Below are 20,611 nucleotides of genomic sequence, written 5' to 3'. Positions count from 1 at the left end.
AAGATCTTGAACCGAATCGACCGGTTTCTCGAGCCCATGTCCCAACCTCGGAGTGCGAGGCGCATTTCCACTTTTGTGTGAATGAACCTCCGTAAGATCGCACAGGAGACTAGCACCGATGTAGGTTCCGGCGCAGGGGAGAACCCCGACGATTACCGTGATTAGTGGGGCAAGTCGCGAGATGAATTCCCGGTCGAAGCACCCCCATCGCGACCGTTCGGTGAGCGAGCCGCAGATAGCGCACTACGTCCGCGTGCTCGAACGCGGACCGGCCACCCGTTTCGAGTGGCGCGAGGCCGTCAGAGGGCTCGGCACGCTCTGGCCGCGCCTGCGCCACCAGCCCGAGGTGGCCGCCCGCTGGCGGGCCAGGCTCCTGCGGGTGCTCGACCTCGAGCTGATGGCCGAGGACGTGATGATCCGCTGGGACGCGGTCCGCGCCATGGAGCGCGTCGGCGGCCCGGGAGCCGTGACCGCCGTACGGCTGGCGCAGCTGCTCGACCACGACGAGCAGTGGCTCGTCGGCCGGGTGATCAGGGCCATCGGCAGGACAGACCCGGACGCCGTGCGCGACCGGCTGCTCGACTTCCTCCGCGAGCTGCGGCTGTCCCGCGACGCCGCCGAGGCGCTGGGCGAGCTGCGCCACCCCGACCACGAGGTCGTGCGCGCCCTGGTCGCCGCGCTGGGCAAGGGCACCTGGGACGGCAGGTGGGCGGCCGCGGCCGCGCGCGCGTCGCTCGGGCGGCTGTCGGCGAAGAACCAGGACATCCGCGACCTGGCGGCCAGCGAGGTCGGCCCGCTGCTCGGGCACGCGCGCGAGCAGTTACGCATGGACGCGGTCAGGACGCTGGCCGCCATCGAGGCGCCGAGCTGGCAGCGGCGCTGCCTGGAGGCGCTGCGCGACCCGGCGCCGCACGTGCGGTGGGCGGCGCTGGCCGCGCTCATCAGGGCAGGGCAGGAGACCGAGGCGATCGTGGCGGCGGCCGCCGACCCGAACCCCGGCGTGCGGGCCGGACTGGCCGACCTGCTCATCCGCAGCCGGCTCGTCATCGCCGGACAGCTCATCGAGCAGCTGTGCCTGGACCCGCATCCCGACGTGCGGATCAGGGCGCTCGACGCGGCCAGGGCACGGTTTCACCGGGAGGTCACCCAAGGTTAGTCAGCCGTTCCACGCCGTCCGGCTAGGGTGCGTGGGCTGTGAGAGACCCGTACTTCGACAACGCGAAGTATCTGGCCATCGTGCTCGTCGTGTGCGGGCACCTGGTGGAGGACCTGCGCGACGACCCGGTGGCGCACGCGCTCTACTTCTACGTCTACCTCTTCCACATGCCGCTGTTCATCGTGCTCAGCGGCTACCTGTCGGGGGCGCGGCCCGACGCGGGGAAGTTGCTCGTGGCGCTCGGCGTGCCGTACGTGATCTTCGAGGTGGCCTACTCGCTGCCGCGCTTGTTGCTGTACGGGAAGTTCGAGCTGTCTCTCCTGGATCCGTACTATCTGACCTGGTTCCTGATGTCGCTGCTGCTGTGGCGGTTGTCCACACCCCTGTGGACGAAGGTGCGCCGGCCGCTGGCGATCGCCGTCGTCGTGTCGCTGGCCGCGGGGACGGTCGCGCTGCCCGACGAGCTGTCCATGAACCGCACGCTGGGGCTGCTGCCGTTCTTCGTGGCCGGGCTGGTGCTCCGGCCCGAGCACCTGGAGCGCCTGCGCAGGTGGAGGATCGCCGGTGCGGTCGTGCTCGCGGTGGGGGCGGTCGTCGCGCTCCGGGTGCACACGATGGTGCCCACGGAGTGGATCAGGTGGCGCCAGTCCAACGCGGCCATCGGGGTGGACGACCTCGCCGGGAGCCTCGTCAGGCTGGCGCTGCTGGTGGTCGGGGCGGTGCTGGTGGCGGCGTTCCTGGCCGTGACGCCCGCCCGCAGGACGTGGTTCAGCGGGCTGGGCGCCGCGACCATGTACGCCTACCTGCTGCACGGCTTCGTGGTGAAGGTAGCGGAGCGGTTCGAGCTGGGCGTGCCGCTCTCTGTCGTGCTCGGCGTCGTGGTGGCGACGTTGCTCTGCACGCCGCCGGTCCGCGCCGTCTTCAGGTGGGCCGTGGAACCCCGTGCCGTGCTGAGCGGTCGATGGAGCGCAACCACATCAGGGCGATGACCGAGATCACCACCAGGCCGATCCAGTCGAGCGCGGTATAGAGGTTGACCTGGCCGTTCGTCGCCTGTGGCACCTGGCCGATGCGCAGGGCGTCGAACTGCCACGACTTGCCGGTGAACAGCAGCGTGAGGGCGATCGCGAGGCCGCGCATGGAGTCCCAGAGCGCGTGCAGCATCGAGACGCCCAGGTAGGTGAGCACCAGCCGGACCGTGATGCCGCCACCGGCGAACAGCACGCCGCCGATGATCGCCGTCCACAGGCCGTGGCCCAGCGGCGCCAGCAGCCCGCGCAGCACCTCGGTCTCGACGGCCTGCGACAGCGACAGCCCTTCCCTGGTGAACAGGGCGTTGAAGGCGTAGCCCGCGCTCTCGAAGGCGGCGAAGCCGAAGCCGACGGTCGCGCCGAGCACGAGGCCGTCCCTCGTGGTGCGCTTGGTCAGGTGCCTGGTGACGAACATGAGCGCCAGGAGCTTGACGCCCTCCTCGATGAGGCCCACGCCGACATACGTCCAGAGGGACGGCTTGAGCAGCCAGCTCTCCAGGATCGAGGCGCCGAGCACGCCCAGCACGCCGCCCACCACGAACGCGGTGAACAGCAGCTCGACGGTGACCTCCTGCGACCTGTGCCTGCCGTACGCCCAGACGACGAACGTCACGGGGACCAGGAAGCTGCCGAGCAGCACCACGGTCGGTACGAGGTTGGTGTTCTCCGTCCAGGCCGTGACGGCGACGGTCGCCGCCCACAGCGCCAGCCCGATGAGGAAGATCTTCAGCCAGGTCTTCACTTCGACAGCTCCCCGACGGCGCGGTAGGCGGCGGTGATGGCGGCGTCCGCGTAAGCCGCCGGGATGGAGTCCGAGTTGGCGATCGCGATGCGGCCGAACTGCTTGCGCGCCGCGTCGGCGGGCGTGGGCCCGTCCGGGTAGAAGAGGTTCCACGGGCGGCAGTACTCGGGCGCGTACCCGTGTCCCCACCGGTTCACCGTGATCGCCTCGATGTCCTTGCCCGGGTCGAACCCGCCCGGCCCGAGCAACCGGGTGAGCTGGTCGCGGATCGTGTACTCCATGTAGGAGTAGTCCGTCTTGAGCAGCACGTGCCGCCCGGCGACCGCGCCCTCCGACGGGGACATGCCGGGCTGGCACGGGGTGGCGATCATGTGCACGTTGATCGGCTGGCTCGGGTCCTTGGGGCACTCGTAGCCCGGCATGCTGACCGGGTAGTCGAGCTCGGACACGCACCAGTAGGCGCCGGTCCACCTGGTGTGGTTGATGCCCATCTTCTGCCAGGCCTCCCAGTTGCGTAGCTGGACCATGGCGTACAACAGCGGCATCTTGACCGCCTGGTGCATCGCGGTCTTCTGCTCCGGCGGGAGCGCCGGGACCAGGTAGGGGATCACCATGTTCCAGCAAGCCATGATCACGGCGCCGGCGCGCACGGTCCTGATCTGGTGGCCGTCGAAGTAGCCGACTGTCGCCGTGCTCGCGGTGTCCGGGCTGCCGTCGTTCTCGACCGACACCACGGGGCTGGACAGGCGGAAGCGCACCCGGTTGGAGCCGCGGTCCAGCTTGCTGTAGTCGAAGCTGGCCGTGGTGATGCCGTCCATGTCGGTGGAGCTGGAGAAGCCGGGGATCATCCGGCCGACCATCATCCGCACCAGCGCCTGGTTGCCCTCGGGGAAGTGGTAGATGTACGCGTCGTCGGCGTCCCACTCCTTCTTCATGCTGGGCGAGTTGTACTTCGACGCCTTGTCGCCGTTGAGCTTGAGCCCCTGGAAGCCCGGGTAGTCCCAGCCGTCGGCGCTGCCCCAGGCGTCGATCGCGCCGAAGGCGTCGGTGCCGTAGGCCCACTCGTCGCTCGACATGGTCCTGCAGAACCGCTCGACGTCCGGGTGGACCTTGCAGACGTTCCTGAGGAAGCCCGAGTAGGTCAGGGCGGCGAGCTTGTCCTCCTTCTGCTCCTGCGTCAGCCCGGGGAACCAGTCCGGCGGGTTGGTGTAGAGCATCAGCAGGTCCTTGCGCGCCTCAGGGGCGATGGGCAGCTGGTTCACCCACTCCTCTGCTTTGATGCCCGGCGTGTAGCGGATCAGCTTCTCCGTGGAGAACGTCTCGCGGTCGCACATCACGCTGTCGAACATCTTGTGCTTGTCGTAGAGCTTCTGGTCGAAGTACTTCTCGAACTTCTGCACCTCGACGCCGAGCTGCTTGAGCAGGTTCTTGCCCTCGGGCGTCCACACCGACGGCGCCTCGATGGACTGCGAGCCGCCGTAGCCGATCAGCGGTCCGCTGCGCCCGCGCGGGGTGAACTCGTTGCGCCGCGCGTGGCCGCCGATCTCGTCGTGGTTGTCCAGGATGAGGATGCGCGCGCTCGGGTTGAGCCGCAGCCACTCGAAGGCGGCCGAGACGCCGCTGATGCCGCCGCCGACCACGACGAGGTCGTAGTTCTCTCCGGTCGACTGGGGCGAGCCCACGTACTGCCAGAAGCGGTCGTCGCGCAGCGCGTGCGGCACGCTCAGCGCGGACGCGGTGTTGCCCTGGAGCCCGTGCAGCGTCGGCGGGAACGTCACGTCGGTCGGCACCTCGAGGCCCGGCGTGCCGATTACGCCGGTCTCGGAGTTGTTGAAGCCCGGACCGCAGCCCGCCGCGGCGCCCAGCGCCGCCGCTCCGGCGGCCATGGCGACGCCGTCGAAGAAGTCGCGGCGCGTAATGGGGCGGCCCATGCCGAGTTCGCGTGCCCGACGCGGGTTGATCTCCATGGCGCGATCATCACAAGGAGGCGGAAATGCGACCTCGGGGCGCGCAGTATGACGAGAAACATTTACGCGAATAGGAAAGTTCCCCTAGCGTTTTCGGAAATGGTTCCGCCGTCAAATGGGGAAAAGATGAAAAAGGCTATTTCGGTAATAAGTATCGGCATCGTGGCGCTTTCGGGGTGTTCGGCCGGGCAGGCCGCCGCTCCCGCTCCCACGCCTTCTCCGAGCCGGGCAGGAGAGGCGCGCAGGCTGGGCGAGGCGCTGATCGCGGCGCCGAAGGGCATGCGGGTCGTCTACGGCCCGGAGAGCGGCGCGTTCGGCTCGCTCAAGGCCACGAAGACCGGGCTGGCCGCGATGCGGGAGGCCACCTTCGACAAGCCGCAGTGCGCGACCGCCGGCCAGCTCGACGCCACCAGGGCCAAGGACGCGCCGACCGCGGTCGTCTCGTACGCCTCGGCCAAGGGGTCCGTCACCCAGGCGCTCGTCATCCTGCCGGACGGGATGGCGAACCTGCCGCAGCCGCTCGACCCGGCCTGCTCGTCCTATCGGGCCACGGTCAATGGAACGTCCGTGACGTACACCACCAAGCGCATCAAACTGCCCCACCTGGGTGATGCGTCACAGGCTTTTCAGACGACCGCCAACGGCGTACAGATCGGTTCATCAGCCGTCAGATACCGGAACGTTCTGATGAGTCTGGTCGTTATCGGAAAAGTAGTGAACCTAGGCGAGCAAACCCGACAAGCCTACGCAAGACTGTCGCAAGTGGTGAAGTAGGAGTAGCGTCGCGATCGACGACGGGGTGAACAATTGGTCGGCAAGCAGGGCAGGGTCACGGGGAAGATCGGACCTGGCCTGGTAGGTGAGGTGATGGTCCCGGTCCGCGGGGGAGCCGAGGCCTTCTACGCGCATGCGACGCTTCCGGACGAGGAGATTTCCGTCGGCACGATCGTGGTCGTGGTGGAGTACTTTCCGCCCAGAACGATCTATGTGGCCCGCGCAATGATCTAGCGGAGGTCGGCGATGTCCCCCGAACTTCTCATCACGGGCGGCGGCATCCTCGCCGCCCTCGTCATCCTCATCCTGCTCTTCAAGGCTGTCTGGCGCGTCGCCGAGCCGAACGAGGCACTGATCATCTCGGGCCTGGGCGCCCGGGGGGCGGACAGCCTCGGCTTCAAGATCATCACAGGCAAGGGTACGGCGGTGCTGCCCGGCTTCCAGAACGCCAGGAGGCTGAGGCTCGACAGCCGCGCCGCCAACCTCCAGGTCTCCTGCGTCACCAAGCAGGGCATCCCGGTCAACATCCGCGGGGTGGTGATCTACAAGATCGGCGACGACTTCGTCTCCGTCGCCAACGCGGCCAGGCGCTTCCTCGACCAGCAGGAGTTCATGAACGGCGCCATCCACGAGCTGTTCACCGGCCACCTGCGCTCGATCATCGGCAACCTGACCGTCGAGGACCTCATTCTCAACCGCGAGCGCCTGACCGGCGAGACCAGGGCGTCGGCCGCCGACGAGATGAGCAAGCTGGGCCTGGTCGTCGACTCGCTGCAGATCCAGGAGATCGAGGACGAGACCGGCTACATCACCAACCTCGGCAAGCCGCACGCCGCGGCAGTCTCGGCCGCCGCCCGCATCGCCGAGGCGCAGCGCGACCAGGAGGCCACCGAGGCCGAGCAGGTCGCGGCCGCCAACAAGTCGGCGGCATGGCGCGACGCGCAGATCAAGCAGGCCTCCTACCAGGCCGAGATCGACCGCGCCCAGGCCACCAGCCGCCAGTCGGGCCCGCTGTCCGAGGCGACCGCGCGCCAGGAGGTCGTCGTCCAGGAGACGAGGGCGGCCGAGCTGGAGGCGCAGCTCGCCGAGCAGCGGCTGCAGTCGCAGGTGCGCAAGCCCGCCGACGCCAAGGCGTACGAGACCGTCACGCTCTCGCAGGCCGAGCGCGACGCCAGGATCGCCCAGGCCGAGGCCGAGGCGCGGGAGACCGAGCTGCGCGCCGTCGCCCAGGCCTCCCAGGTCAAGCAGGCAGCCGCGGCGGAGGCCGAGTCAGTACGGCTGCGCGGCGAGGCGGCCGGTCTGGCCACCCGCGTCAGCGGCATCGCCGAGGCGGACGCGGCCAAGGCCAAGGGCCTGGCGGCGGCTGAGGCGGCCAAGGCGCTGGGCCTGGCGGAGGCCGAGGCGGCGCAGGCCAAGGGTCTGGCCGAGGCCACCGCCATCAGGGCGCGGTCCGAGGCGCTGGCCGAGAACCAGGAGGCGGTCATCGCCCAGCAGCTCGCCGAGAACTGGCCGGAGATCGTCGGCGCCGGAGCCAAGGCGTTCAGCAACATCGACCACATGATCGTGCTCAACGGCGCCCAGGGCATCGAGGAACTGCTGGCCAAGGCGCTGACCCTGGGGGGCACCGGGGTGAACCTCGCCAGGACCCTGCTCAGCCAGAACGGCTCGGTACAAGAGAAGTCTTGATATCAAGCTAAATCGGCGTACTCTTCGGAGTTGGTGAGCCGGGAAGTCTGGTCGGCATTGAATATCCGTCGTTGTGACCTCTCAGGAGTTCGCCATGGATCTCGTGCTCGCGGCCGCCATCGCGGCCATCGTCCTCGTCGCCGTCGTGGTGCTCAAGCTCATCTGGCGGGTGGCTGAGCCCAACGAAGCGATCATCATCTCCGGTCTCGGCGCCCGCGGGCGGATCAAGGAGACCGCCGACTCGCTCGGCTTCAAGATCGTGACCGGGAAGGGCGCGCTCGTCCTTCCCGGGTTCCAGACCGCGCGCCGCCTGTCGCTGGACAGCCGGGCCTCGGAGCTGGAGGTGCGCTGCGTCACCAAGCAGGGCATCCCGGTGCACGTCAAAGGCGTGGTCATCTACAAGGTGGGCGACGACTTCGTGTCGATCGCCAACGCCGCCAGGCGCTTCCTCGACCAGCAGAAGACCGTCGACCAGAAGACCCACACGCTCTTCACCGGGCACCTGCGCTCGGTGATCGGCAACCTCACGGTCGAGGACCTCATCATCAACCGCGACGCCCTCACCAACGAGATCCGCACCTCCTCGGCCGACGAGATGAGCAAGCTCGGGCTGATCGTCGACTCGCTGCAGATCCAGGAGATCGAGGACGGCACCGGCTACATCACCAACCTCGGCAGGCCGCACGCCGCCGCCGTCTCGGCTTCGGCCAGGACCGCCGAGGCCCAGCGCGACCAGGAGGCGACGGCCGCCGAGCAGGAGGCGCAGATCAAGAAGGCGGCAGCCGTACGAGAAGCCAGGATCCAGCAGGCCGGATACCAGGCCGAGATGGACCGGGCGCAGGCCAAGGCCCAGCAGGCGGGACCGCTGTCCGAGGCCACGGCCAAGCAGGAGGTCGTGGTGCAGCAGACCACGGCGGCCGAGCTTGAGGCGATGCTGGCGGAGAAGCGGCTCGAGGCCGAGGTGCGCAAGCCGGCCGACGCCGAGGCGTACCAGAAGGTCACGCTCGCCGAGGCGGACCGGCGCACGCAGGTCGCCAGGGCGCAGGCGGACGCCGAGGGCATCAGGCTGCGCGGCGAGGCGGAGGCGGAGGCGGTACGGCTGCGCGGCATGGCCGAGGCGGACGCGGCGCGCGCCAAGGGCCTCGCGCAGGCGGAGGCGATCAAGGCGAGGGCCGAGGCGCTGGCGGTCAACCAGGAGGCGGTCGTCGCGCAGCAGCTCGCGGAGAAGTGGCCGGAGATCGTCGAGGCGGGCGCCAAGGCGTTCGGGAACGTCGACCACATGGTCATACTCAACGGGGCCCAGGGGGTGGAGGAGTCGCTGGCCAAGATCCTCACGCTCGGCGGGACCGGACTCAACCTGGCGCGCGCCCTCCTGGCTCCGCCCGCCGTACCTCCAGAGGTGGTCACCCCCAACGGCGCCGAGCCAGCCTGAGGCCTGGAGCTCCTGCAATTGCTTGACTGGGGTGGGTAGGGGTCATTAACTCTTAGGAAGGTTTCCTTTTTATTCACCCCCCAGGAGCTCCACGTGCGAAAGAGCACACTCGCCGTTACGGCCGCGATCACCGGGGCGTTAGTCCTGCTCCCAGCGGGAGCAGCCAACGCGCACGGAACCATGTCGAACCCGCCGAGCCGCGTCTACGTATGCAAGAACGAAGGGCCTGAAACGCCGAAGTCCGACGCCTGCAAGGCGGCGGTCGCGGCGGGCGGCACCCAGGCGTTCTACGACTGGAACGAGGTCTCCTTGCTCGACGCGGGCGGACGTCACCGCGAGCTCATCCCCGACGGCAAGCTCTGCAGCGCGGGCCGCGACAAGTACCGCGGCCTCGACCTCCAGCGCGCCGACTGGCCGGCCACCAGCGTCAGGCCTGGCGCTTTCACCCTGACGTACCACGCCACCGCACCCCACGCGAACAGCAACTTCGAGTTCTACATCACCCGGGACGGGTGGAACCCCACCATGCCCCTCAAGTGGTCGGACCTCGTCTCCATCAAGACGTTCAACAACCAGAACCCCACCACGTTCACCAACTGGACGATCAACCTGCCGCAGCGCTCCGGGCGGCACATCCTCTACTCCATCTGGCAGCGCGTGGTCGGCAGCAACGAGGCCTTCTACACCTGCTCGGACGTCGACTTCGGCGGCTCCTCGCCCTCGCCCTCGCCCTCGCCGTCACCCTCGCCCACCCCGACCGTGACGCCCACGGTCACACCGTCGCCCACCCCGACCGTCACGCAGCCGAGCGGCACATGGGCGGCCGGTACCGCCTACAAGGCCGGTGACCGGGTCACCTACGCCGGGCTGGGCTACGAGTGCATACAGCCGCACACCGCGATCACCGGCTGGGAGCCGCCGAACGTCCCCGCCCTGTGGCGCCGCACATGAGACTGCTGGCTTTGATGCTGGGCGCCCTGCTGCTTGTCGGCTGCGGGGCTGCTCGGTCGAGCCAGGAGCCGGTCAACGCCGACGACGTGATGTTCCTGCAGATGATGTTGCCGCACCACAGGCAGGGCATCGAGATGGTGAAGCTCGCGCGGACGCGGGCGAAGTCGCCGGAGCTCAGGACGCTGGCTGCGGCCATCGAGACCACGCAGATCGACGAGGTCACCACGATGAACAGGTGGCTCATGGAGTGGGAGCAGCCGCTCACCGCGCCGTCGGAGTCGCACGCTCACCACGGCGGGCTGAAGGAGACGGATCGGAAGCAGATCGCTGCGCTGCGCACGTCGAAGCAGTTCGACCGGGATCTGATCAACCTGCTGGTGGCCCATCAGGACGACGCGGTGCAGATGGCGACGGCTGAGGTCGTTCAGGGGGCGAGTCCGAAGGTGAAGGAGTGGGCGCGGCAGGTGGAGGCGTCGAGGAAGGCACAGATCAAGCTGCTGCTCGATCTGGGGAAGCGCTAGCATCGCGCTTCATGATGATTCGCGCCTTTGTGGCGACTGCTGCGGCGATGGTGGTTTTTTCCGGTACGGCTGCAGCCGAGCCTGTCAAGGGTGCTCCGGAGCTCACGAGCAATGCGTTGTACAAGGCGGCGAAGCTGCCGAGGGTGAAGTGCGCGTTGAAGGGTGTTTCTTCGGAGAGGTACGCGAAGAACCTGGTGAGTTGTCTCAACAAGGCATGGAAGAAGGCGATCACCGACTTCAAGCCTGTAGCCGCCAAGATCACCAAGGACAGGACTTACTGCTATACCGGCATGGAGATCGCCGGTTCGTACGCCGTGGCCTGTGACATCGCGGTGAACGTCCGGCTAGCCGACGACTGGACGAAGGCGAAGAGCGATTTGCCGATGTTCGTGGGTATCGCGGCGGCGTACAGCGGGGTCGTGCTGGGGCAGAGCGGGATCGGCGAGGCGTATTGGGCGCTGGACGCAGGGGGCAACGAGAAGCAGAGCTCCGAGCAGGACCGGCGGTTGGGCATGCAGGGCGACTGCCTGCTGGGTGTGTCGATGAAGTCCCTGGGCCGCCCGGTGAGCGACTGGCCAAAGGTGTTCACTTTGACAAGGCCCAAGGAGTTCAACCGCTACAAGACCCACGCGGGTAGGACAACCAACCGCGTGTACTGGGCCAAGAGGGGCTACGCGAGCGGCAAGCCCGGCTCCTGCAACACCTGGACCGCCCCCTCCTCCAAGGTCTCCTAACAAGGCCCCCTCACCGCCCGCCCCTGGTCCTGCTGTGGCTGGCCACCTCTGGCAGTGCCCGCCTGCGCGCGCTGACCTCCTTCATGCAACGCGAAGCCCCTCAGGGGGAGGGGCTTCAGCGCCTACGCCCGTGATGCCGCGCGCCGTGATGCCGCGCGCCGTGATGCCGTGCGCCGTGATGCCGCGCGCCGTGATCCGCGGCGGTGTCCATGGCCTTAGGGAGGCGAGCCCGTGATGTGGGGCATCCCCTGAAAGTGGCCTGCCCGTGATGAGGGTGGGTGGGCTCACGGGGACCGTTATCGGGGTGTGATGGACGGATGGGAGGTTAGGTGATTAGATGACTTGATATGTCGACGGATGTAACCAGGCCGAGCCTCTCCGACGCTCTGACCGAGCGCATGCTTGACCTCATCCGAGAAGGCGGCCACAAGCCAGGCGACCGGCTCCCCTCAACCAGGGAACTGTCCCAACGCTTCGCCGTAACCACCCCCACCCTCCGAGAAGCCCTCAGAAGGCTCGAAGCCACCGGCGCCATAGAAATGCGCCACGGCTCCGGCCTCTACGTGGGCGCCGCGATCGAGCGGATCGTCCTCCCCAACCCCAACATGCGTGCGATGCCCGGCGCCCAGCTGCTGGAACTTCTCGACGCCCGCATCCTCATAGAACCCCCTCTCGCCGCCCTAGCAGCACAAAGGGCCGCAGACGAGGACAGGGCCACGCTCCGAGCCCTCCTCGAAGAAGCGGCCAACCACCTGCGCGGCGACGACGCGGTCCTGCACGACGCCAACATGACCTTCCACCGCGCCGCCGCCAAGGCAGCGGGCAACCAGGTGCTCGACGAGGTCGTCGACTCGCTGCTGACCGCCCACGCCTCGGAGCAGCGCGAGATCCTGCGCATCTTCGACGACCGGCGCCGCGACCACGACGAGCACCTGGCCATCCTCCAGGCGATCGAGGCGCGCGACGCGAGCGCCGCCGAGGAGCTCATGCGCGCTCATCTCGTCGACGTCAAGACCGTCATCGAGCAAAGGCTGCAAGAACCCCCCAAGTGAACAGGAGGCCGGTGTATGACCCGGTCGCGGATGGCCACCTTCTGCGTGGCAGCACTCTCCCTCTCGCTGGTCGCATGCGGAGGCGGCGGAAACAAAGCCGCAGAAGCTCCTAAGAAGACTGAATTAACGCTCTACAACGACAAGGGCGCGTGGACCAAGTTCTTCGAGTCCATGGGCGTCCAGTCGAAGCAGCAGATCGGCCTGAACATGAAGCCGGTCGGCTACACGGACTCGGCGCAGTACCAGGCCTTCATCAAGGCCTCCTTCAGAACCGACGTCAAGCCCGACCTGTTCACCTGGCAGACGGGCGGCATGCTCGAGGAGATCGTCAAGCAGAAGCAGGTGGCCGAGACCACGACCCTGTGGCAGGAGGCCATCAAGAACGGCGACCTCTCCCAGGACCTGGCCCCTTATTACACGGTGGACGGCAAGCAGTACTGCGTCCCGATGAACGTCGCCTACTGGGGCATGTTCTACAACAAGAAGACCTTCGACCAGTACAAGCTGCAGCCCCCCACGACCTGGGACGAGCTCATCAAGGTCGCCGACACCCTCAAGCAGAACAACGTGAAGGCGTTCTACCACACGTCCGTTCTGTTCTCCTTCATCTGGTTCGAGCAGCTCCTCGCCGGAACCGACCCCGACCTGTACGACAAGCTGTCCACAGGCAAGGCGAAGTACACCGATCCGGGCGTGGTCCAGGTGATGGAGCGCTGGAAGTCGATGATCGACGCCGGATATTTCGCGAACCCGGGTGACAAGACGGATCCGGCGGACGGCCTCAAGAGCGGCAAGACGGCGATGGTCTCGTTCGGCACCTGGTTCAACACCAGCATGACCCAGCGCGACCTCAAGGCCGGCACCGACTACGGCTTCTTCGTCATCCCCAACGTCAACACCGCCCTCCCCAAGACCTCGGTGATCTTCGAGAGCGGCCCGCTCTGCTCGCTGGCCAAGGCCCCCGACCCCGCCGCGAGCGAGAAGTACCTCAAGTGGTGGACCGGCGCCGAGGCGCAGGGCACGTGGGCCACCACCCGCGGGGACGTGAGCGCCAACCCCAAGGTGGAGATCAAGGACGAGGCGCTCGGCCAGATCACCAAGGACGCGGGCTCAGGCAAGTACCGCCTGGTGAACCGCTACTTCGAGGCCACCCCGCCGCCGATCCTCACGGCCGCGCTGGACGGATTCGGGCTGTTCGTCACCAAGCCGGACAGCTACCAGAAGGTGCTGCAGGACATCCAGAAGGCGGCCGACGAGTACTGGAGCACGCACCAGTGAGAGTTCCCCTCATGGGGAGGTTCAGGTCCGGCTACGTGGCTCCGGCCGTCCTGCTGGTGGCCGGGCTGCTCTACGCGCCGTTCGTGTGGACGGGCTACCTGAGCCTCACCCAGTACGACGGCCTGGCCGACCCGGAGTGGGTCGGCCTGAGAAACTTCGCGAAGCTGTTCCAGGACCCGGCCCTGCTCACCTCCACCCGCAACACCCTGCTCTGGGTGGTCGGGACGATGGTGCTCCCGGTCGGGCTGGGCCTGCTGGTGGCCGTCCTGTCGTACGACATCAAGGGCGGCGCGTGGTTCCGCGTGCCGTTCATGCTGCCGTACGCCCTGAGCGGCGCGGGGCTCGGGCTCGTCTGGAGCCCGATCCTGTCGCACGGCGGTGTGGCCAACCTCCTGCTCGGCAGCGACACCGCGTTCCTGCAGGAGGAGCCGCACAACACCTTCGCCATGCTGCTGGTCTGGACGTGGCAGCAGCTCGGCGTGAACACGTTGCTGTTCGTGGTGGGGCTGCAGTCGATCCCCAAGGAGCCGATCGAGGCGGCGCGCATCGACGGCGCGTCGGGGTGGCGGCTGTTCAGGCACGTGATCTGGCCGCTGATGGCGCCGCTGACCGCGGTGGTGGTCGGGCTGGCGCTGGTGGCGAGCCTGAAGACGTTCGACATCGTGTGGGTGACCACGCAGGGCGGTCCTGGGCGCAACTCAGAGACGCTGGCCGTGACGATGTACCGCGACACGTTCGTGGCCAACAACTACGGGTACGGCTCGGCCGTGGCGGTGCTGCTGACCGTGGTCACCGGACTGGCTTCCTACCTCTATCTACGCAGGCAGGTGCGCACATGATCCGGCGTGCCGTACTCGTCGTGCTCGGCCTGATCTGGCTGGGGCCGACCTACCTGCTCCTGGTCAACGCCTCCCGGCCCGCCGCCTCCTACGATCCCGCCAAAGCATGGATTCCTTCGGCGGACTTCTCGTTGATAGGAAATTTCGCCAAAGCGTGGGAGAGCGCCAACCTGTCGGACAGCCTGGCCAGCACGGCGCTCTACAGCATCGTGTCGCCGCTCGTCGGGGTGCTCATCGGGGCGATGGCCGGGTACACGATCGTGGTGCTCCGGCTGCGGGGCGGGTTCTGGTGGTTCCTGCTGATCTTCGGCGGCACGATCTTCCCGTCGCAGATGCTGCTCGTGCCGCTCTTCGTCACCTACGCCGACCTGGGCCTCTACGACAACCGGCTCGGCATGATCGTCGTCTACACGGCGATCAGCGTGCCGCTGGCCGCGTTCGTGCTGCGTAACTTCTTCACCGGCGTGGCCTTCTCCATCTTCGAGGCCGCACGCATGGACGGCGCCTCCACCTTCAAGATCTTCTGGCGGATCTACCTGCCGCTGGCCAGGAGCGCGCTGGCCGCGGTCTTCATCCTCGAGTTCACCTTCATCTGGAACGACCTGATCTTCGGCATCACGCTGACGCAGACGTCGAGCGTGCGCCCGGTGATGACCGCCCTCGCCGGGCTGATGACCGACGTCTACGCGGGCACCCCCGTGCCCGTCGGCCTCGCGGCCGGGCTGGTCGTGTCGCTGCCGACGGTCGTGTTGTTCCTCGCCACCCAGCGCCTCTTCGCCCGAGGCCTGTCCCTAGGGAGTGTCTGATGACGAGTCGGCTGCTGCAGCCGAGCCTCGGTTCCCCCGACTACGACGGAATCCGCCAAGCTCTGCGCCACGACACCTCCACCCCCGTGATCTCGGTCAGGGGGCTGGAGGTCAGGGTCTCCGTGTTGCCGCTGTTCACCCACGACGGCCGCCAGGCGGTGCGGGTCTCCTGCACGGGACTGCTCCCAGAAGACCTGGAGATCACGCTGGGCGAGGAGGTGCGGCGCGGGGCCGACGCCACGTTCCTGGTGCCGGAGGTGTCCGCGCCGACGCCGTTCACGCTGCACGTGGGTGGTGAGACCGCCGAGGTGCTCGTCACGCCGCAGCGTAAGTGGAGCGTCTTCGTCGTGCACCACTCGCACCTGGACATCGGCTACACCGACCCGCAGGGGACCGTGCTCAGGAACCATCTCGACTACCTCGACGCGGCACTGCGCCTGACGAAGGAGACCGAGGACTGGCCGGACGACGCCAAGTTCCGCTGGACGGTCGAGTCGTCGTATCCGGCGCTCAGATGGCTGGAGGCCAGGCCGCGGAACGTCGTGGACGCCTTCAGGGCGCGCGTGGAAGAGGGCCTCATCGAGGTCACCGCGCTGCCGTTCCAGCTGCACACCGAGGCGTGCTCGACCGAGGAGCTCTACCGCGAGCTGCGCTTCACCAAGGAGTTCCCGACCCGCTCGGCGATGCACACCGACGTCCCCGGCGCGGTCGTCGGCCTGGTGGACGCGCTCAACGCGGCGGGCGTGCGCTACCTCGCCGCCGCGCACAACTGGGCCGGGCGCAGCGTGCCGTACCTGCACGGGGGCGACAAGCTGACCAGGCCGTTCAGGTGGCGCGCGCCGAGCGGCAAGGAACTGATCGTCTGGTTCACCGACACCCCGCACGGCATGGCCTACATGGAGGGCAACACGGTCGGGCTGACCGACTCCTACGAGCTCGCCGACGACCTGCTGCCGCGCTACCTGCTGGCCCTTTCCGACCGGTCCTATCCGTACGGTCCCGGCACGTTCGGCTGGCAGGGCCCTGACGCGCCGAAGGCGCCGTACGAGCTGGACGCCCTGCACCTGCGGGTACAGGGCGCGCACGCGGACAACGCGGGCCCGTCGATCATCCCGGCGCGGATCGTGAAGCAGTGGAACGAGCAGTGGGCCTTCCCCAAGCTCAGGAGCGCGGTCAACAGCGACTTCTTCGAGCACATCGAGCGGACCCACTACGACCGGCTCGCCGTACACGAGGGCGACTGGACCGACTGGTGGGCGGACGGGCTGGGTTCCGGCGCGCGTCCTCTCGGCTATGTACGGCGAGCGCAGGGGGCGCTGCGCGCGGCCGAGACGCTGCACACGCTGGCTGGCGCCGACGCGACCGAGGAGATCGACGCGGCCTACGACAAGGTGGCGCTGTTCAACGAGCACACCTGGGGTGCCGCCAACCCGTGGGAGGACGCGGAGGAGGCGGGCGACTCGGGCGGGCTGCAGTGGACGCGCAAGTCGGCGGGCGCCTACCAGGCGCAGGACGACGCGGCCGACCTGCTGCACGCGGCGGCCAGGCGTTATGGGAACACGTTCGGCGGCGAGTCCTTCGTGGTCTTCAACCCGGCGAGCGCGGCCAGGACGGACGTGGTCAGGATGTTCCTGCCGCGCGACGTCATCGCGGTGGACGTGCCGATCGTCCTCATCGACGCCAGAACAGGCGAGTGGATCCCCCATCACGAGGAGTTGGTGGATCCGGACGACTGGCCGACCCGCCCGATCGGGCGGCACTTGGAGGCGGTCGTCAGGGACGTCCCCGGCATGGGGCATGTACGACTTGACGTGGAAAAAGCAGCTTCCCCCGCCACAGGCCCTGTCGAGCTGGCCCACGAACCGGTCATCGAGAACGAGTTCTACCGCGTCACCTACGACCTCCGCGAAGGCTACATCCGGTCGATCTTCGACAAGGTGGCCGGACGCGAGCTGGTCAACCTCGACGCAGCCGCCGGTTTCGGCCAGTACGTCTACGACCGCTACGCCACAGCCCCCCACTTCAACCACCTCTCCGGCCACGTCGGCGCGCACGACCGCACGCTGCTCGGCGACCGCGCCATCGCCAGGAACGCCGCGCTGATCAAGGCGACCAGGACCGCCGTGGGCGAGAAGCTCGTCGTCGAGCTCCAGGGCAAGGGCGTCGACTGGCTGCGCACCACGATCGAGCTGCACTACGGCGTGCCCAGGCTCGACCTGCGCTACCAGCTCGCCAAGCAGGGCACCCCGGCCAAGGAGGCGATCTTCCTGGCCTTCCCGCTCTCGACGGAGGGCGAGGCGGAGTGGGAGCTCACCGGCGGCGTCGGCGGCTCGGCGGTGGCGCACGTGCCGGGCTCTGCTGCGTACATGCTGCCGATCAGGCACTGGATCGCCTTCGAGGATCCCGAGCTGACCGTCGCCTGGGCCACCCTGGAGGCGCCGCTGGTGCAGCTCGGCACCATCCACATGCCGTACGCGCCCTTCCCGCCGACGCTCGACGAGGAGCCGGGCACGGTGTACTCCTGGGCGCTCAACAACATCTGGGACACCAACTTCCCCGCGCAACAGCAGGGCGAGACCACGTTCCGCTACGCGGTGTCGTCGGCTGCCGGGGTCTCGCGCCGGCGGCTGGGCGCCGCGACCGCGGCCGGGCTGACCGACCCGTTCGTGGGCATCCTGGCCACGGGCGAGGGTACGGCTGCCGCCACCGCGTCCAACGCCTCGGTGGACCATCAGGACGTGCACATCACCTCGATCGGCAGGTCGGGCGAGCGCACGGTGGTGCGCCTGCAGTCGTTCGCCGCCGAGCCGGTGGAGGTGACCGTACACCTGCGTGGTCTTCGCGAGGCCGAGGTCAGCGCGGGTCTCGCCGCCGGGGCCGAGCAGGCGGACGTGCGGGACGGATCGGTGAAGGTCAGGCTGCCCGCGTGCGGGGTGGCCGCCGTTTGGGGGCTCTGTGAAGATCGTTGACATCCGTGCCACGACGGTCGCCGTGCCGCTGGAAGCGCCGTTGCGGCACAGCAACGGCGCGCACTGGGGGCGCTTCGTCAGGACGATCGTCGAGGTGGAGGCCGACAACGGGCTGGTCGGCCTCGGCGAGATGGGCGGCGGCGGGGAGAGCGCGGAGGCGGGCTTCCGCGCTCTCATGCCGTACCTGAAGGGCCACGACCCCTTCCAGCTCGAAGCGTTGCGTTTCAAGATCGCCAATCCGACGGCCTCGCTGTACAACAACCGCACCCAGCTGCTGGCCGCCATCGAGTTCGCCTGCCTCGACCTCGTCGGCCAGCACCTGGGCGTACCGGTCTACGACCTGCTCGGCGGCCAGGTGCGCGACGAGGTGCCGTTCGCGTCCTACCTGTTCTTCAGGTACGGCTCGGCCGACCACGAGGAGATCCGCACCCCCTCGCAACTCGTCGAGCACGCGCGGGAGCTCAAGGACAGGCACGGGTTCACCGTGCACAAGCTCAAGGGCGGGGTGTTCCCGCCCGCCTACGAGCTGGAGTGCTACCGGGCGCTGGCCGACGCCTTTCCCGAGGACCGGCTGCGTTACGACCCCAACGCGGTGCTGTCGCTGGGCGAGGGGTTGCGGTTCGGCAAGGCCATCGAGGGGCTGAACAACGACTACCTGGAAGACCCGGTGTTCGGCCTCGAAGGGCTGCGGCTGGTGCGCGAGCAGGTCGGGGTGCCGCTGGCGACCAACACCGTGGTGGTCAACTTCGAGCAGCTCGCCTCCAACGTGTTGCGGCGCGGCGCCGACGTCGTGCTCCTGGACACCACGTTCTGGGGCGGGATCAGGGCGTGCGTGAAGGCGGCAGGCGTGTGCGAGACGTTCCAGCTCGGGGTGGCGGTGCACTCCTCCGGCGAGCTGGGGATCCAGCTGGCGACGATGCTGCACCTCGGCGCCGTGCTGCCGAACCTCACGTATGCCGCCGACGCGCACTACCACCAGTTGCGCGACGACGTGATCGTCGGCGGGAAGCTCCCATATGCAGGGGGGAAGATCGCGGTGCCGACCGGGCCGGGGCTCGGCGTGCGCCTCGACCCGTCGCGAGTGGCCCGCTACGCCGAGTTCTATCGGGAGGTGGGCGGCTATCCCTACGATCGCGACCCCGGGCGGCCGGGTTGGTATGCCCAAGTACCGAACGAACGGTTTGCCGACCCGACCATAATCTCTGTTTATGGCGAATGACCCTAAAGAGGTAGAAACCAAACCCGCAGAGCCGGCAGACAACCTGGTCACCACGCAGCACACGCTGCCCTCCGGGGCCGGATACACCGCCACCACGGGCCGGGTGGTGTTGCGCGAGGAGAGCTTCACCGACGGCAAGTTCGACGGTTTCAAGGCCAAGGCCGAGGTCTTCGTCACCGCCTACACGCTGGACGGCGCCGACCCCGCCGAGCGGCCGGTCACCTTCGCCTTCAACGGCGGGCCGGGTTCGTCCAGCGTGTGGCTGCACCTGGGCGTGCTCGGGCCGCGCCGGGTGGTCATGGGCGACGCGGGCGCCCTGCTGGCTCCGCCGTACGCGCTGGCGGACAACCACGAGACGCTGCTCAACGAGAGCGACCTGGTCTTCATCGACCCCGTCTCGACCGGGTTCTCGCGCGCGGCCGAGGGCGAGAAGGCCGACCCCTTCCACGGGTTCACCGGCGACATCGAGTCGGTCGGCGAGATCATCCGGCTGTGGACGAGCCGCAACGGGCGCTGGATGTCGCCCAAGTTCCTGGCCGGCGAGTCGTACGGCACGCTGAGGGCGGCCGCGCTCGCCGACCACCTGCAGACGCGTTACGGCATGTACCTCAACGGGCTGATGCTGATCTCCTCGGTGCTCGACTTCATCACCGGCGACTTCAACCCGGGCAACGACCTGGGCTACGTGCTCTACCTGCCGACCTACGCGGCGATTGCGCACTACCACGGCCTGCACGGCGACCGGCCGCTGGCCGACGTGCTGCGCGAGGCCGAGGAGTACGCCTCCCGCGACTACCTCTGGGCGCTGTCGCGCGGCAGCCGCCTCACCGCCGAGGAGCGGGCCGCGGCCGTCGCCAAGGTCGCCGGGCTCACCGGCCTGAGCGAGGACTACGTCGACCGGGTGAACCTGCGCCTGGAGCACGTGCGGTTCTTCACCGAGCTGTTGCGTTCGCGCCGGCAGATCGTCGGCCGCCTGGACGGCCGGTTCACCGGCTGGGACGCCGACAGCGGGCGCGAGCACTTCGAGCGCGACCCGAGCATGAGCGCGATCATGGGTCCGTACAGCGCGGCGCTCAACCATTACGTGCACGCCGAGCTCGGTTACAGCAACGACCTGCCGTACGAGATCCTCACCGGCCGCGTGCAGCCGTGGTCGTACAAGGAGTTCGAGGGCGCGCACGTGCATGTGACCAGCAAGCTGGCGTCGGCCATGCGCGACAACCACCACCTGCGCGTCCACGTGGCGTGCGGTTACCACGACGGCGCGACCCCGTATTACGCGGCCGAGCACACGTTCGCCCAGCTGGCGATCCCGCAGGAGCTGGCGGCGAACATCGAGTTCAAGTACTACGAGGCCGGCCACATGATGTACGTCCACGAGGAGAGCCGCCTCCGGCAGTCAGCCGACCTGGCGGCCTTCGTCACCCGCTAGGTACAGGGCATTCTCCGTCCGG

General features: G+C 68.2%; 18 protein-coding genes. 16 read left to right on the top strand and 2 right to left on the bottom strand.

Going from position 1 to position 20,611, the window contains the following annotated elements; all coding sequences use genetic code 11:
• Positions 1-220: 220 nt before the first annotated feature.
• Positions 221-1,156: a HEAT repeat domain-containing protein gene (locus ACIBG8_RS44125; protein WP_397349248.1), complete on the top strand. Its 936-nt coding sequence runs from the start codon at positions 221-223 to the stop codon at positions 1,154-1,156.
• A gap of 38 nt (positions 1,157-1,194) precedes the next feature.
• Complete coding sequence (locus ACIBG8_RS44120) at positions 1,195-2,145, top strand: acyltransferase family protein (protein ID WP_397349247.1); 951 nt, start codon at positions 1,195-1,197, stop codon at positions 2,143-2,145.
• Here ACIBG8_RS44120 and ACIBG8_RS44115 read toward each other — a convergent pair.
• A complete protein-coding gene (locus ACIBG8_RS44115; RefSeq protein WP_397349246.1) occupies positions 2,078-2,929 on the bottom strand; it encodes a PrsW family intramembrane metalloprotease in 852 nt (283 codons plus the stop codon). The genes ACIBG8_RS44120 and ACIBG8_RS44115 overlap by 68 nt on opposite strands.
• Positions 2,926-4,896: an NAD(P)-binding protein gene (locus ACIBG8_RS44110; RefSeq protein WP_397349245.1), complete on the bottom strand. Its 1,971-nt coding sequence runs from the start codon at positions 4,894-4,896 to the stop codon at positions 2,926-2,928. Before ACIBG8_RS44110 ends, ACIBG8_RS44115 begins: the two co-directional genes overlap by 4 nt.
• A 99-nt stretch (positions 4,897-4,995) precedes the next feature.
• Here ACIBG8_RS44110 and ACIBG8_RS44105 point away from each other — a divergent pair, with 99 nt between their 5' ends.
• The 14 genes from ACIBG8_RS44105 to ACIBG8_RS44040 all read left to right on the top strand — a co-directional run bounded on the left by ACIBG8_RS44105 (position 4,996) and on the right by ACIBG8_RS44040 (position 20,589).
• A complete protein-coding gene (locus ACIBG8_RS44105) occupies positions 4,996-5,670 on the top strand; it encodes a hypothetical protein (protein WP_397349244.1) in 675 nt (224 codons plus the stop codon).
• Positions 5,671-5,763: 93 nt separating this feature from the next.
• On the top strand, positions 5,764-5,904 hold the full coding sequence (locus ACIBG8_RS44100) for a hypothetical protein (protein WP_397349243.1): 141 nt from the start codon (positions 5,764-5,766) through the stop codon (positions 5,902-5,904).
• Between the two features lie 12 nt (positions 5,905-5,916).
• Entirely contained in the window at positions 5,917-7,356 is a 1,440-nt protein-coding gene (locus tag ACIBG8_RS44095; protein WP_397349242.1) for an SPFH domain-containing protein, read from the top strand.
• Between the two features lie 94 nt (positions 7,357-7,450).
• Positions 7,451-8,788 (top strand): flotillin family protein, encoded by a 1,338-nt coding sequence (locus ACIBG8_RS44090; RefSeq protein ID WP_397349241.1) that lies wholly within the window; start codon positions 7,451-7,453, stop codon positions 8,786-8,788.
• A 93-nt stretch (positions 8,789-8,881) separates the two neighbouring features.
• Positions 8,882-9,739, top strand: coding sequence for a lytic polysaccharide monooxygenase (locus ACIBG8_RS44085; RefSeq protein ID WP_397349240.1), 858 nt, complete (start codon positions 8,882-8,884; stop codon positions 9,737-9,739).
• A complete protein-coding gene (locus ACIBG8_RS44080; RefSeq protein WP_397349239.1) occupies positions 9,736-10,260 on the top strand; it encodes a DUF305 domain-containing protein in 525 nt (174 codons plus the stop codon). The genes ACIBG8_RS44085 and ACIBG8_RS44080 overlap by 4 nt, the downstream gene beginning before the upstream one ends.
• Positions 10,261-10,271: 11 nt before the next feature.
• Positions 10,272-10,994, top strand: coding sequence for a hypothetical protein (locus ACIBG8_RS44075; RefSeq protein ID WP_397349238.1), 723 nt, complete (start codon positions 10,272-10,274; stop codon positions 10,992-10,994).
• Positions 10,995-11,341: 347 nt separating this feature from the next.
• The gene (locus ACIBG8_RS44070) at positions 11,342-12,046 is read left to right on the top strand and encodes a FadR/GntR family transcriptional regulator (RefSeq protein ID WP_397349237.1); all 705 of its coding nucleotides are present in this window, start codon (positions 11,342-11,344) and stop codon (positions 12,044-12,046) included.
• Positions 12,047-12,061: 15 nt separating this feature from the next.
• Positions 12,062-13,324 (top strand): ABC transporter substrate-binding protein, encoded by a 1,263-nt coding sequence (locus tag ACIBG8_RS44065; RefSeq protein WP_397349236.1) that lies wholly within the window; start codon positions 12,062-12,064, stop codon positions 13,322-13,324.
• A gap of 11 nt (positions 13,325-13,335) precedes the next feature.
• Positions 13,336-14,163, top strand: coding sequence for a carbohydrate ABC transporter permease (locus ACIBG8_RS44060; RefSeq protein WP_397349235.1), 828 nt, complete (start codon positions 13,336-13,338; stop codon positions 14,161-14,163).
• Positions 14,160-14,969, top strand: a complete 810-nt coding sequence (locus ACIBG8_RS44055; protein WP_397349234.1) for a carbohydrate ABC transporter permease — start codon at positions 14,160-14,162, stop codon at positions 14,967-14,969. Before ACIBG8_RS44060 ends, ACIBG8_RS44055 begins: the two co-directional genes overlap by 4 nt.
• Entirely contained in the window at positions 14,969-17,938 is a 2,970-nt protein-coding gene (locus ACIBG8_RS44050) for a hypothetical protein (RefSeq protein WP_397349233.1), read from the top strand. The genes ACIBG8_RS44055 and ACIBG8_RS44050 overlap by 1 nt, the downstream gene beginning before the upstream one ends.
• A complete protein-coding gene (locus ACIBG8_RS44045; RefSeq protein WP_397349232.1) occupies positions 17,925-19,157 on the top strand; it encodes an enolase C-terminal domain-like protein in 1,233 nt (410 codons plus the stop codon). Before ACIBG8_RS44050 ends, ACIBG8_RS44045 begins: the two co-directional genes overlap by 14 nt.
• Positions 19,147-20,589: a S10 family peptidase gene (locus tag ACIBG8_RS44040; RefSeq protein WP_397349231.1), complete on the top strand. Its 1,443-nt coding sequence runs from the start codon at positions 19,147-19,149 to the stop codon at positions 20,587-20,589. The genes ACIBG8_RS44045 and ACIBG8_RS44040 overlap by 11 nt, the downstream gene beginning before the upstream one ends.
• Positions 20,590-20,611 lie beyond the last annotated feature (22 nt).

Origin of the sequence: Nonomuraea sp. NPDC050556 (assembly GCF_044457355.1) — a bacterium.
Classification (GTDB): domain Bacteria; phylum Actinomycetota; class Actinomycetes; order Streptosporangiales; family Streptosporangiaceae; genus Nonomuraea.
This window is presented reverse-complemented; position numbering and strand designations above follow the sequence as displayed.